Consider the following 13,982-nt stretch of genomic DNA (forward strand, 5'->3'; position numbering starts at 1 on the left):
TGATTTCGTGTTGTAACTGTCTTAATTCGTCATCAGTGGCGATGGTTTTTATTTGCTTTGTGAATAAGTGAGTCTCGATAAACTCGATAGCGTGACTCATAAATAACAAACCCTATTGTTTTTATGAGTGTACACTGTACTCCTTTTGGTTCGATGCACAAGTATGAAAAATACACAAATTAATTCTCCTTCGAATGTAATGCTCTAAATTCTTGAAGGGAATCCATTTCCATAATAAAGCCTTAGAGGCTATTCTCTAACAACATTAATTCATAAGGATGTTGTTAAGTGCCTTTTCTTCTAGCAACTCGTTTTATTCTAATTCTCTTTTTATTTTCGGTAGTCTCTGTTTCGGCTATTAATAATGTTTCAGTCCTTGATTATAAGTTGGATTCTGAAAGTGCAAAACAGGATTGGAGGTTATTAGCAGTTAATGCATATTCTGATGGGAAATTCGACAACGCATTAGGGTTTGTCAATAAAGTGCTAGAGAGTATGGAGAACTCTTCGGATGAAAAAATTGCGGAACTTCTTTCATTGAAAGCGTCCGTATTATACCGCTTAAATCGCTCAGAAGAGGCGATCGTCGTATATGATGAATTGGATAACCGATTCAAAAACAGAACCGAATTGGTTTTAGAAGAGCAGGTCGCGGTAGCTTTGCTTTATAAAGGGATTGCCTTAGGTCGTCTTAATCGTCTAGAAGAGGCAATCGTAGTATATGACGAACTAGATACTCGGTTCAAAGGTAGCACTGAGCTGGTTTTAGAGGAACAGATAGCGAAAGCTTTGATCAGCAAAGGGGTAATTTTAGGTCGTCTAAATCGCTTAGAAGAGTCAGTCTCTGCATATGACCAACTAGATAAACGATTTAAGGGCAGAACCGAACTGGTTTTAGAGGAACGAGTAGCGAAAGCTTTGGTCAACAAAGGGATCACCTTAGGTCAACTAAAGCGTTCAGAAGAGGCGATCACTGTGTATGAAGAATTAGATGCGCGATTCAAAAATAGATCCGTGTTAGCTATAGACGAAACGGTAGCTAGAGCCTTGATGTACAAAGGGATTACCTTGGGGCAGCTGAACCGTTCTGAAGAGGCGATCACCGTGTATGACGAGTTGGGTACGCGATTCAAAAACAGAACTGAGTTGGCTTTAGAGGAATATATAGCGAGAGCCTTGATGAACAAAGGGGCTAGGTTAGGCCACCTCAATCGCTTGGAGGATGAGATCGCCGTATATGACGAATTGGATATGCGATTCAAAGGCAGAACTGAGTTAATTATAGAGAAGTTGGTAGCGAGAACTTTGTTGGGTAAAGGGATTAGACTTGGTCGCCTCAATCGCTTAGAGGATGAGGTCGCTGTGTATGACGAATTGGATATGCGATACAAAGATAGAACAGAGTTGGTTTTAGAAGAACAGGTAGTGAAAGCTTTGGTCTACAAAGGGATCACCTTAGGTCAACTAAAGCGTTTAGAAGAGGCAGTTGCCGTATATGAAGAATTAGATAAGAGATTCAAAAACAGAACCGAATTATTTTTTGAAAAACAGATTGTGAAAGCTTTGATGAACAAAGGTGTTAGGTTAGCTCAGCTGAATCGTTTAGAAGAGGCGATTGCCGTATATGAGGAATTGAATAAGCGATTCAAATACAGAAAAGAGCCTGAACTACAAAAGCTAATGGATGGCGCTGCAGCCAATAAAGCGAAATTTGAGGAAAAATTAGGTTTGTAGACTTTTTACTATGAATTAAGAAAAACACCGTATGTCGGTGTTTTTTTATGTCTCCTACTTGCTTATCAAAACACAAAACTATATTGTACTAGTACGCGAATACATGGCAATTTCATTAGATAGAAACCCTTATGAAAGATTTGATCGAGTTTTTAAAAGACGCAGACGATGCGGTGTTGGAGAAGCGTTTAAAGGCCTTGCTAACACCAAATGAGTTGAATGAGTTGCAGCACAGGTTAGAGATATTTTCCCTCTTGGAGCAAGGTGTGCCGCAGCGCGACATTGCCAAGCAGTTGGGCGTTGGTATTGCCACGGTGACACGTGGTTCTAGAGCATTGAAGGAATTAAAAGAAGAATGAGTACACATCACAAAAAGCCGGAGCGCATCACGCTACCGCGCAAACCTAAGTACATTACCATCAGTTCCGATTGCGATTTTTTTGCCTTGTTCAAGAAGGTAGAAAAGCGATTTGAGAACTGTTTTATGTTGGAATCCCTTGGCGAAGAGAGCTTCATTTCCCGCCATTCTATTATTGGTTTTGACCCTGAAAAGCTGATTTGGGCAGAAGGCAAAAAGCTGTTCATCCAAGAACGCACTGGCGAGATAGAAGCTTACGACTCGGACAATCCGTATTATTTATTGCGTGATATCGTGCCACAAAATATTTTATCGCGCGGCTTCGCTGGTGGCTTAACGGGTTATATAGGTTACGATAGTATGAATTACTTCGAGCCGACTTTGGATCTGCAATCCAGCGAGATGTTTGATGCGTTCCGCTTTGGCTTGTACAAAGACGGTTTGATCCTCGACAAGATGACAGGCGAAGTTTTCTATTTTTATTATGAAGATGGTGAAGGCTCGCAAGGCAATCGTGTCGAATTAGTGAAAGCGATGATGGCGGAACCTACGCCAGAAAATGGTCCGCTTGTGGTTCGTCCTGTTGGCGAATCCATGACGAAATCCGATCATGCTGATGCAGTTGCCAAAGTTAAGCAAGACATTGTGGAAGGTAAAATTTTCCAGTGCGAAGTGGGCTTCAAAAAGTGGTTTGACCTTGAAGGCGACACCATCAACTTGTACGAAGAGCTACGAGAAGTGAACCCTTCGCCACAAATGTATTACATCAAGTTTGGTGAACAAAAAGTGATTGGCGCGAGCCCTGAACTCTTGTTCCGTGTGCGCCAAGGCGAAATGGAAACCTTCCCGCTTGCAGGTACGGCGAAGCGCGGTAAAGACGCCACAGAAGATACGGCGTTGGCTCGCGCTTTGTTGAACGATCCAAAAGAAATCGCTGAGCACAATATGATTGTGGATTTGCATCGTAACGACATCGGTCGCGTGGCGCGTTTTGGTACGGTTAAAGTTCGTTCCTTGATGGACATTAAACGTTTTAGCCACGTTCAACACATTTCCAGTGAAATTGTCGGCATTATGGCAGAAGATCGCGACATGTTTTCTGCCTTGGCAAGTAATTTCCCAGCGGGTACTTTGACTGGCGCACCGAAAATCGAAGCGATGAAAATCATCGACGATTTGGAAAGTGATGGCCGTGGCCCATACGGCGGCGCGGTAGGACAGTTCTCTTTCAATGGCGATTGCATGTTTGCCATTCCGATTCGTACCGTATTCGCCAAGGGCAATAAAGCTTATGTGCAAACCTGTGGCGGTAACGTATATGACTCAAACGCGGAAGACGAATACGAAGAAATTCAACGCAAATTTGCAGGCACTAAGCGCGTGTTAGACAGCTTTGCGCCAGACGCAAGCAAGACAGAAGCGAAGGTTTAAGGAAGGCAAGATGAAAGTTTATATTATCGACAACTACGATTCCTTCACTTACAACCTGTATCAGTTTATTGGCGAAGTGTTGGAAACCGAAAAAAGCAAAGGCGCGATTGATCACTTTGATGTGATTGTGAAACGTAACGACGAGGTGACGTTAGACGACATTCGTCAAGCCGCGCCAGATCGCATCATCATTTCTCCAGGGCCAGGCTCGCCAGACGACAAAGCGTATTTTGGTGTCTGTGCGGATGTGATTTTAGAGTTTGGTAAAACCATTCCGTTGATGGGCGTTTGCCTTGGCATGCAGGGAATTTGTCATGTGTTTGGTGGCAAGGTGGTGAAAGCGCCATTGCCAATGCACGGGAAAACCAGCCCGATTAATCACAACGGCGAAGGCATTTTCTACGACATTCCAGACCAACTGGAAGTCATGCGTTATCACTCGCTCATCGCCGAAGCTGAAAGCTTCCCTGATGTGCTAGAAGTCACCGCATCGGTTGGCGACTTGAAAGAAGGTGACTTTAGTGACGTGAGTAAAATCCACCAAGGCGGCGACTTTGAACTCATGGGCATTCGCCATAAAGAATACCCAATTCAAGGTATTCAATTTCACCCAGAATCCTTCGCCACAGAAGGTGGAAAAGACCTGATTAAAAACTTCTTGTTTCAGGTGTAGAAAGGTGTGAATTATGTAAAAAGGCTGAGTGACTGCTCGGCCTTTTTTGTATTTTATAAGTTACCATTGGTAATTTGCGCTTAGGCCAATTTCTCTGCCTTGCTCATAGTTGGATTGTATCCCACTATAACCTTGATACGCATAGCTAACATATTCTTTGTCTGTCACATTATTCACAAAAACACGATAATTCACGCCTTTATAGGTATATTCAGCCGCTAAATCTAGTAAAGTAAGCGCAGATTGTGACACGGTATTTGCCTCGTCATAATACACTTCTGACGTGTATCGAGCGTTTGCCATAAGCTGTAAGCCACTTCCTAGATGAGTGTAATCCATTCCTAAAAGCACGCTAGTATCAGGTGTATAGGTTAAGTGGTTTCCCTCATAGCTACCGTTTCCACTGCCGAATTCAGATTTACCAAATGTACCGCCTAGATGAATACCTAATCCATTCCCAATTAACCAGTTAAGCTCCATTTCTAACCCTCGACTGGTTGCATCGCCAAAATTGGTTAATACCTGATTGGGTATGGAGCCACTGTAAAGCTGCACATTGCTGGTTTCAATTTGGTATAAAGCACCGCTGAAATTCACACGATTACTTAATAACTTGGTACGCCAACCTAGTTCACCGCTCCAGGACGTTTCAGTATCATAGCCGGCACTGTTGTCACCAAATGGCACTCGGTTAAAGCCTTTTGAACGATACCCTTCCGATAAAGAGGCATACAATCTAGTGATGTCACTGACTTGCCAACCAACCGACACTTTAGGTAAAAACTGACTATCGGTTAACTCTTCATCGTAAGCCGATATTCCAAACGATGTATTGCCAGAGTAATCCGATGAAGTGGTGACGTGCTCGAATCGACCTCCTGCCGTGATATCAACGTCACGACTAATGGCATAATTTATTTGACCAAATATCGCTACAGTGTCTGTATCAATTTCATTCTGGGCACCATAAGCACTGCCATAGAATGCTAGGTTTTCAAAATAAACACCCAGTAAAGAACTCAAGTTGTCATTATGATTTGTTTTCAGGTTTAGTTCTTGGGAAGTAACCGTTTGGTCTTCATTCCATAAACCTCCTACATACTGACGGTCTATGCGTCTATTTTGCACATGGCTAATACTTGTTACTTTAATCTTGTCTTGTTCGTAGTTTGCCGTAAAACCATAACTTTCTACTTTACGTTCTAAGTCTGGTATATCTTGAGTGGTGGATTTATTGCTGTACTCGTCTGCGCTTAAATACCACTCTTCATGGGAGTCAAGTTCGTCATTGGATAATGACAAAACTGCATCCCAAGGTCCGTCATTCTGCACATAATAAAGCTTTAATCCTGCGCTGAGTGAACGACTTGAATTTGCATCTTCTGTACCGCTTGTTTCATGGTCAATAAAACCTTTTTCATCTTCTGAATAGAGTGTTAAGTCTGCATATAATTCGTCGCTTAGGTCAGTAGAAAACACGCCTTGTAAGTATTGTTTTTGATTTGAGATCCCCAATTCAAGCATAGAGTTGGGTTGGCTATTTTTAGTAATGATATTAATGACACCACCTTGAGCATTACTTCCATATAAACTGCCTTGAGAGCCTTTTAAGAACTCTACGCGTTCTACATTAATTAATTTCTGGGTAATAAAAGCGTTATCTTGTTTAACACCATCTACGAGTACATTGATCGTTGGTGAATAGAAGTCTGGAGAGTTTATGCCACGCACAGACGTACTTGAATAGGTTCTATTTCCTCTTGTTTGTATGGCTAAACCCGGGAACACCTTTTCTAAATCAGCCACTTCCGTAACGCCTGCAAGAGACAACTCTTCCGCTGTCTTGACTAAAATAGCGCTATCGACTTTTGCTAGATTTGTTTCTTGTTTTGTCGAAGTAACTAGAATAGTGTCCAGTGTTAGGCTGTCTGATACCGCACTGTCGGCCAATGCTTGTGGACTGTATACAATAAACAAAAGTCCCATGCTTGTTATGAGTGTTTTTAATGTTAAGTGATGATTCATCGGTGCTACCTATTCCTCTATTTTTAAAATGTGTTTTTAGTTTTCTTCATTAAGCGACGCAGCAAGGATATCTGATCGAATTGCCCGTAAAAAAAACCAACCAATTAATGCATTTGGCATATACCTAACAATCATGTTTCGAAGGTTAAAGCTCCATTTAGAGGTAGGGATAAACCAAGTTGCTAGCTTTCGACTTCTTTCTTGTAAACGGTGTATTACAGGTCTTAATTTCTCTTCATGATCTGTTAGTCCTTGATCAATGCCGTAACGCTCAATAGATTGCGCTAAGAGATAAGCTGAGACCATGGCGATTCCAGCGCCTTGACCCGATAAAAGAGTTAAGCAATGTGCAGAGTCTCCAATTAGAACGACACGCCCTTTCGACCATTTTGGCAAATTAATCATTACTAGATTGTCAAAAAATAGCGGTGTGCTTTCTTCTAGAGAGACGATTTTTTTCTTAATTAAAGGGTGTGAATTGGAGAATTGATTGGACAGTTCTTCTCTCGTATTTTGAGGAGTATCTATAGCTGAGTGATGGTTATCTTTCCAAAGATACAATCCAGCAGACTGATCTTTACCAACTGGATAAAGCTCAACAACACGATTTGGTTCAGCAAAAGATTTGAAGTTTTTAATCTCCCCTGAAACCTCTTTCGTCGTGAAAGCAGCCACCTTGTAGTTTAAGTACTCACGACTATTTTTTTCTTCTAGTGGAAATATTTCTTTCCGTGTTTGAGAGTTAACACCGTCCGCCCCAATTACCAAATTCGCTGATATAACAGTTTCATCGGAAAGGTAAACCTCGATGTTTTCTGAATTGTTTTCTAGGTGGGTTACGCAACAGTTAAATCTAATATCAATATTTTTTTGTTGGTTGGTTTTTGTGTATAGTTCATTAACTAAATCGGTTCTGGATAGCATCAATATTTTGATGTCGCCCCATATTTTTTTAATATTTAGCGAAAATATTTTTTTACCTTTGCTATTAAAGTACTCATTGTTCTCAACGTGATAACGATATTGGTGTTTCTGCAATACTTCGAGTAACCCCATCTTTTCGACAGCACTATAACCTGGACCAGATAGCCCCAGCATATAACCGCCAGCTCGTAAATCTGTTGCTTTTTCAATGACAACAACATTCCAACCTGATTCACTTAACCACCAAGCACTGCTTAAACCAGCAACACCAGCACCAATAATTACAACTGTTTGATTATTCATTTAAATGACTTCTTTGTAAGATGAGGATAAGAAAGAGAAGAGTAGCGGGAGGGTAACTACAGCGCTAAGGCTAGCAATGCAACAAAAGAGAAAATAATTTTGATAGCCCAGATTTTGCACTAAAACGCCACTGCTAATACCAGCTAATAGTGCTATTGCAGTATCTACACTTTGTAGCAAACTGAAGTCCACTCCAGCCTGTTCCGGAGAAGTCAAACGCATGAGAATAGTGTAAAGAGCAACAAAGCTGGCTGCAGCACAGGCGCTGTTTAGCAAAAAAAGTACACAGGCTTCAAAGAAGGAAAGCTGCTCCTGAAGGCTGAAATAATAATAACTAAGGTAAATGAATAGCTGTGCAACTAATAGCGTTAATAAAACAAACCAAGGGCCTTTTTGAGCAATCCATAAGCCAGTTAGAAAGACAGCGAGTAAGCTTACCGTTGCACCACCGAAGCTGGCAACAAGACCTAATTGGGTTAATGTTATTCCATAGTCAACGAAGAAAGGCATTGCCATCCCTTGTGCTAACCTCAAACCCAGTTGAGCTATTATGACAATGCTAATTCCATATAGAATTTTTTTGGAGGAAAAGGCTTTTGTTAAACTCTGATGAGGGGCAATGTCGCTTTGTTGGTGAGGTGTTGATTGTTGTTGGAAGAACACGTAACTAAGCATTAGGAACAAAAAAACGACTATTGCACAAATCGCCCATTTCCAGTCATATAGGCCAACCAGTAGCAGAAACAAGCCTCCGCCAATAATAGAGCCCAGATAACCACCACCTATTTGCATTACATTGACCCAGTTTTTCTCTCGCACATTACTTTCTTTGATTGCATAGCCATCTAATGCGATATCTACTGTGGATGAAAGTACTGCGATAACCATTAATAAGGCAAAAACCAAATAAAAATCTACTGCGGGTGTAGTTATGGTTAATAGAGCTAAGATAGTAATGGCGAGACCGTTTACTATGAAGAATAATTTCTTCGTTCTGTATGTTTGCTTTTGTCTCCAAATTTCTAACGGCGCAGACCATAAAAATTTAAAAACCCAAGGCAACATGAGTAAGTAAATAAGACCAATTTGTATTGGCTCTATCCCTGACTCTCTAAAAACAGCAGGCATACCTTGAAAAGTGATGGATCCTAAAACACTTTGAACACTGTATAAAATGCCAAGTAAAGCTAAGAATGATAGATTAATGGAAGGAGGCTTTTGCATAGTCATCGCCGTTGTTAATATGATGGCGAATTATGTGAAGAGATTAATTTTCAAACTAACACTTTTGGTTGAAAAAGAACGTTTTACGAACTTTATTGAAAACGATTCTTATTTATATATACTTTACATTATTTCAATATTGTATTTTCTATGGAAACTATTTACACAAAAATTGCTCCTCCTGACTTACAGATATCGATAGATACTGTATTAGCCGCTCCAGGCTTAGTGACTGAACAGGTTGGTGATAACTTACAAATATCAACTTTAGATTTAAAGTTAGAATCTTCTAAAGATATTCAAACCGAAGGGCCACCAACCTTTTGTATTGCAATATTCTTAGACGGTAAAGGTGAGTTGTCTATTGAGTCTGGAGGTGTTTTGGAAATAGAGCCAGATATGACTGTTGTTTTTCACTCTTCAGAACCTGTTTTAGGGAGAACTCTTTTTGCTGGAAACAGCCATATTCACTGTTTAGATTTTCGTTTCAGCTTAGAGTATTTGTCCAGCTTTGGTATTGTTAACCTCGATCGAATTATTCCTATGTTCGATCAAAATTACAGCGTTGCGAAAGTCACTATGCTCGCTAAAAAGACATCATTTAAACTCAAAGATATAGCTAAGCAGGTTTTAGATTGCGAAATAGAGGGTGTTGCGAGATCTTTATTTCTCCAAAGTAAGGCACTTGAGGCGTTATCACAAGTTTTAACCACGCTTGAAGATTCTAATAGCCATGTACAGTTAAGTAAGTTGGATCATGTTAAAATTCAAGATGCAATTTCCCTTATCGAACAGCAATACGACCAACCTTGGACGATCGCATTACTGGCAGAGGCAGTAGGCATTAATCAAAGTAAATTAAAACAAGGGTTTCATTTAGCAGTACAATCAACTGTACATCGTTACCTTGAAGAAATAAGACTTACCAAAGCTAAATATTTATTAGAACAGGGCCACAAAGTGTTAGATGTTTGTTTAGCAACTGGCTACTCATATCCTAGTCATTTTTCAAAGCGCTTTCAGCAAAGATTTTCGGTTCAACCTAGTAAATTGAGCAAACAGTCAGCTACGCTGAAAAACAGGCCCTAATGGGCAATATAGCTATCTGTATAGCGTGTTGTTTAAGTAATATAAGCAACATTCACCAAGGCGGTGACTTTGAACTCATGGGCATTCGTCATAAAGAGTATCCAATCCAAGGTATTTAATTCCACCCATAACCCTTTGCCACAGAAGGCGAAAAGACCTGATTAAAAACTTCTTATTTCAGGTGTAGAAAGGTATGAATTATGTAAAAAGGCTGAGTGATTGCTCGGCCTTTTTTGTCTTTGAACTTTTTATACTTGAGTAATAGGTTATGCCGGAAACTTCTGTTTCATATGCAAAATGCAAAAAAATTGATGTTTTATTTGTCATGATAGTAGGAAACGAGCACGTATTTTCGCTTTGAAATCTTCCATTTTTGCATTGGCTTCTTCTTGAGTAACAAATTCTGCTGTACCTTCATCTAAATGCTCAAAAGCGATATTTACTTGCTCTGTTATCCAGTCATTATGAGGTATGTGTTTCGTTTCTTTGTCGACTCTGAATTGGATTTTAGTATCCATGTTTTGCACCTTGGTAAATTATATTTACACACAAACGTTAGTACAGAATGAAAGTCTCAACAAGGCATATCTGGTTTATAAAAGTTTCTAGTTTTCTGTGAGTGAGATATGGTTAATTCGTTATTCCACGGATGCGTTTTTACAGGATGAATAAAAATGTATAAGAGTATGATGCAAGCGGTTTGCAGTGAAACTGACGTTTCAGATATTGATTTGTCCATGTTTGTTGGTGCAGAAGAGCCTCTTCATGGGGTTAATGAGTTGGCCGCGGCATCGGTGCGTGCGGCGGTGTCATCGACTCAGATGTTTATACAAGAGTATTTTGGTACGCGACCTAGCGCGAAAATGGATCGCACTTTAGTGGATAGATGGTGTGTTAGCAGTGTGACACCGACGGGCTGGAATTTACCGTCAGAGTGGGATGAGTTCGCAAAAGATTATCAAGCCCGTGACGGTTGGATTCGATTACACACAAATGCCAGTCATCATCGTGATTGTGCTTTGTCCGTGCTTGGTGATGTGTCGACACCTGAAGAAGCGGCAGAGGTGATTGCTAACTGGAATAGCTCCGAGCTTGAAAGTGCGATCGTGAATGCCGGTGGTTGTGCTGCGGTTTTACGTAATCGACAAGAATGGCAGTCTCATCCGCAAGGCATTGCGGTTGCTCAAGAACCTATTGTGAATTGGGATATTACTCAATCCTCCTCTCATCATTGGAAGCTTCATACATCGGAGCTACCTTTGTCTGGTTTGCGCGTATTAGATTTGACTCGTGTGATCGCTGGCCCTGTGGCGACGAGGTTTCTTGCGAATCTCGGGGCTGATGTGTTGCGTATTGATCCACCACATTGGGATGAAGGCGGTAACACAATTGATATGGCGGTAGGGAAAACATGCGCGGGTTTGAACTTACGTGAGCCTGAAGATTTATCAAGGCTTATCGAACTTATTAAGTCGGCTCATGTATTGGTTCATGGATACCGTAAAGATGCTTTATCTCGCCTTGGCCTAACAAAATCACGCTTATCTGAGCTGAATCCTGCTCTGATTTCTGTAGGAGTAAATGCCTACGGCGCAACAGGGCCGTGGCAAAACCGAAGAGGGTTTGACAGTTTGGTACAACGTAGCAGTGGTGTGGCGATGGAGAAGTCGGGCATTGTGACCGCATTGCCTTATCAAGCACTTGATCATTCTACGGGATATCTTACTGCGGCCACCGTGATGCAGGCATTGCGTCTTCAACATGCTGGCGGCGGCGTGGCTTCGGCCCATTTATCGCTGGCGAGACAGGCTCAGATTTTATTGGATGCTGATATTGATCATACCGCTATGCTTGCAGGGAAGACTCATAAAAATGGCGCTGGTGTTTATACGGATTATTGCTTTAATGAACAGACCGATTGGGGACCAGTACTTAGGTTGCCTTTGCCTTATGAGATTGAAGGCGTGAATCTTAATTGGATGAAACCAGCTAAGAAACTGCGTTCAGGTTTGCCTGAGTTTGGTATCATTAGATGACACTGTAAACACTTCACTCATAAACTAGGAATCGTATGTCGCGTAAGAAAGCCATTCGTCATAAAGCCATTATTGATCAATTAGAAACGAACCCTTCTATGAGAGTTGGGGAGTTATCTAATGTATTGGGTGTGACGAAGGAAACGATTCGACGGGACTTAGAAGAGCTTTCCGAGCAGAATATTATCGACAGAACTTACGGTGGTGCGGTATTGCGTCAGCCTTCGGAAGCGGTTTTATCTGAACGACATAAAGCCATGCGTGAAGAGCGATCGGCGATTGCGAAGGTTGCTACGCCTTTATTAAAAGGGGCGAAAGTGATCATGATTGGTTCTGGAGCAACAACGGTTCATGTGGCGAAGCGTATCGCTTTTGAAATGAATAATGTAACTGTTATTACTCACTCTTTTGGTGTGGCAACGGTTCTGTCCTTAAATCCAACGATTAAAGTGATCATGGCGCCAGGTGAATATTATGCTAGTGAAGGCGCTGTTCATGGCGCTCAAACGGTTCGATTTTTATCGGAATTAACGGCTGATTGGGCAGTGCTAGGGGCAAGTGGTATGACGGCTACCGGCCCGAGTGATGCCTTGATGGAAGCGGCGGATGTGTATCGAACTATGATTGTAAACAGTGAATGTTGCATGATCACGGCTGACCATACGAAGTTTGATCGACAAGCTGTCGCACAGTTCAGCCACTGGAGTGATATTGATTACTTGGCGACGGATGTTCAACCAAACGGTGTGCTTAATCAGGCGCTTGAAGATGAAAAAGTCAGTGTTGTCTTGAGTGCGAACTAACACTTGCTTTTTACTTTCCCAACTCTCGTTCAATATTTTCTTCAACGTCCAGTATTTTTTTAAATGTCATCCAGTATCTTTTTAAAAGCTTGAAGAAATAAGTCTGCTTCTGACTTGGTTAAGCATAATGCTGGGCGAAGCTTTAGAGTAGCACCAGCGGCACCAGCGGCACCAATCAAAATGTTTTCGTCTCGAAACTTGTCGATCATGGCAAGCGTAACTTCTGGATCGGGTTGATTGTTGTCGTTAGGGTGACAAATATCTATTCCTAAGAACAAACCAGAACCTCTTACTTCGCCAATATGTGGTGATAAGTCAGCTATCTTCTGTAAACCTGCTTTTAAGTAGTCGCCTAATATTCGAGCATTGTCTTGTAGGTTTTGATTTTTAATTTCGTTTAAAACCGCTAAACCTGCTGCGGCGGCTACTGGGTTGCCACCAAAGGTATTGAAGTAACCTACATCTGCACAGAATTCATCGAGGAATTGTGGCTTAGTGACCACGCCCGCCATTGGAAAACCATTTCCCATGGGTTTTCCTAGCGTGACAATGTCAGGCACAACATCGTGGTTTTGAAATCCCCAAAAAGCGGTGCCTGTTCGAGCAAATCCTGGTTGAACTTCATCTGCGATGTATAAACCGCCTGCGTTATGAATGACTTCAACAGCTTGCTTTAAGAAGCCATCTGGCTCAGCAAAAACACCATCTGAAGAGAAAATACTGTCTAGTAATAACGCGGCGGCTTTAATGCCTCTTTGTTCTAATTGTGCGATGGCGCTTTCTACTCGCTCTGCAAATCCTTGAGCGATGTTGCTACCATAATATTTTTTCGAAGGCGGTGGGATCGCAATAACATGGTCTGGCAGCTTTGTATTTTTTAAAGCAGAAGGCGAGACTTGGGTCACCAACGATGTGTTTCCGTGGTAAGCCGATTCTGTGACGATGAAACCTTCTCCACCAGTATGTTTGCAAGCAAGGCGCATGGCGAGGTCATTGGCTTCACTGCCGGAGCAAGTTAAAACCACATTTGAAAGAGGCTCAGGAAAGGTGGTTTTTAAGGCTTCTAAATAGTCATCCACAATGGGCACTATGTAACGAGTATTGGTATTGAGTTTGGCGAGTTGTTGGCTGACGGCTGCAACAACGGCTGGATGACTATGACCGAGACAAGGAACGTTGTTGTAAAAATCGAGATAGCGGGTGCCGTCTTTTGCTGTCATCCATACGCCTTCCGCCGACACCATTTCAATAGGATCACGATAAAACAAAACGGAAGAAGCGCCAGTATTGGCGAGGCGTCGAGCGACATTGGTATTGTGCGGAGATTGTTTATCGAACGCATTCATTTCTAATATCGGGCGTACGCTTTTTTCCATCATAAG

The 13,982-nt window shown here is 41.6% G+C and carries 12 protein-coding genes; 7 read left to right on the forward strand and 5 right to left on the reverse strand.

Going from position 1 to position 13,982, the window contains the following annotated elements; genetic code table 11:
• Nucleotides 1–288: 288 nt before the first annotated feature.
• The 4 genes from ACMUMQ_RS06350 (at nucleotide 289) to ACMUMQ_RS06365 (ending at nucleotide 4,196) form a co-directional block, all read left to right on the forward strand.
• A complete protein-coding gene (locus ACMUMQ_RS06350; protein WP_414681170.1) occupies nucleotides 289–1,734 on the forward strand; it encodes a hypothetical protein in 1,446 nt (481 codons plus the stop codon).
• 131 nt (nucleotides 1,735–1,865) lie between these two features.
• The gene (locus ACMUMQ_RS06355; protein ID WP_317005873.1) at nucleotides 1,866–2,093 is read left to right on the forward strand and encodes a Trp family transcriptional regulator; all 228 of its coding nucleotides are present in this window, start codon (nucleotides 1,866–1,868) and stop codon (nucleotides 2,091–2,093) included.
• On the forward strand, nucleotides 2,090–3,523 hold the full coding sequence (locus tag ACMUMQ_RS06360; protein ID WP_414681171.1) for an anthranilate synthase component I family protein: 1,434 nt from the start codon (nucleotides 2,090–2,092) through the stop codon (nucleotides 3,521–3,523). The genes ACMUMQ_RS06355 and ACMUMQ_RS06360 overlap by 4 nt, the downstream gene beginning before the upstream one ends.
• 10 nt (nucleotides 3,524–3,533) lie before the next feature.
• Nucleotides 3,534–4,196, forward strand: coding sequence for an anthranilate synthase component II (locus ACMUMQ_RS06365; RefSeq protein ID WP_414681172.1), 663 nt, complete (start codon nucleotides 3,534–3,536; stop codon nucleotides 4,194–4,196).
• A gap of 60 nt (nucleotides 4,197–4,256) precedes the next feature.
• Here the strand turns inward: ACMUMQ_RS06365 and ACMUMQ_RS06370 are convergent, their stop codons facing one another.
• The 3 genes from ACMUMQ_RS06370 to ACMUMQ_RS06380 are packed head-to-tail and all read right to left on the reverse strand — an operon-like array spanning nucleotide 4,257 to nucleotide 8,672.
• Nucleotides 4,257–6,221: a TonB-dependent receptor gene (locus tag ACMUMQ_RS06370; RefSeq protein WP_414681173.1), complete on the reverse strand. Its 1,965-nt coding sequence runs from the start codon at nucleotides 6,219–6,221 to the stop codon at nucleotides 4,257–4,259.
• A gap of 36 nt (nucleotides 6,222–6,257) precedes the next feature.
• Nucleotides 6,258–7,448 carry an FAD-dependent oxidoreductase gene (locus ACMUMQ_RS06375; protein ID WP_414681174.1) on the reverse strand — a complete coding sequence of 397 codons (1,191 nt, stop codon included), beginning with the start codon at nucleotides 7,446–7,448 and terminating at the stop codon, nucleotides 6,258–6,260.
• A complete protein-coding gene (locus ACMUMQ_RS06380; protein WP_414681175.1) occupies nucleotides 7,449–8,672 on the reverse strand; it encodes an MFS transporter in 1,224 nt (407 codons plus the stop codon).
• A 150-nt stretch (nucleotides 8,673–8,822) separates the two neighbouring features.
• Between ACMUMQ_RS06380 and ACMUMQ_RS06385 the strand changes: the two genes are divergently transcribed.
• Nucleotides 8,823–9,761 (forward strand): helix-turn-helix domain-containing protein, encoded by a 939-nt coding sequence (locus ACMUMQ_RS06385; RefSeq protein ID WP_414681176.1) that lies wholly within the window; start codon nucleotides 8,823–8,825, stop codon nucleotides 9,759–9,761.
• Between the two features lie 323 nt (nucleotides 9,762–10,084).
• Here ACMUMQ_RS06385 and ACMUMQ_RS06390 read toward each other — a convergent pair whose 3' ends face one another.
• Nucleotides 10,085–10,279, reverse strand: a complete 195-nt coding sequence (locus ACMUMQ_RS06390; protein ID WP_414681177.1) for a hypothetical protein — start codon at nucleotides 10,277–10,279, stop codon at nucleotides 10,085–10,087.
• A 156-nt stretch (nucleotides 10,280–10,435) separates the two neighbouring features.
• Here ACMUMQ_RS06390 and ACMUMQ_RS06395 point away from each other — a divergent pair, with 156 nt between their 5' ends.
• Nucleotides 10,436–11,797 carry a CoA transferase gene (locus tag ACMUMQ_RS06395; RefSeq protein WP_414681178.1) on the forward strand — a complete coding sequence of 454 codons (1,362 nt, stop codon included), beginning with the start codon at nucleotides 10,436–10,438 and terminating at the stop codon, nucleotides 11,795–11,797.
• 35 nt (nucleotides 11,798–11,832) lie between these two features.
• Complete coding sequence (locus tag ACMUMQ_RS06400; RefSeq protein ID WP_414681179.1) at nucleotides 11,833–12,600, forward strand: DeoR/GlpR family DNA-binding transcription regulator; 768 nt, start codon at nucleotides 11,833–11,835, stop codon at nucleotides 12,598–12,600.
• 59 nt (nucleotides 12,601–12,659) lie between these two features.
• Here the strand turns inward: ACMUMQ_RS06400 and ACMUMQ_RS06405 are convergent, their stop codons facing one another.
• A complete protein-coding gene (locus ACMUMQ_RS06405; RefSeq protein ID WP_414681180.1) occupies nucleotides 12,660–13,979 on the reverse strand; it encodes an aspartate aminotransferase family protein in 1,320 nt (439 codons plus the stop codon).
• Nucleotides 13,980–13,982: the final 3 nt, after the last annotated feature.

Origin of the sequence: Marinomonas algae (assembly GCF_047525555.1) — a bacterium.
Taxonomy (GTDB): domain Bacteria; phylum Pseudomonadota; class Gammaproteobacteria; order Pseudomonadales; family Marinomonadaceae; genus Marinomonas.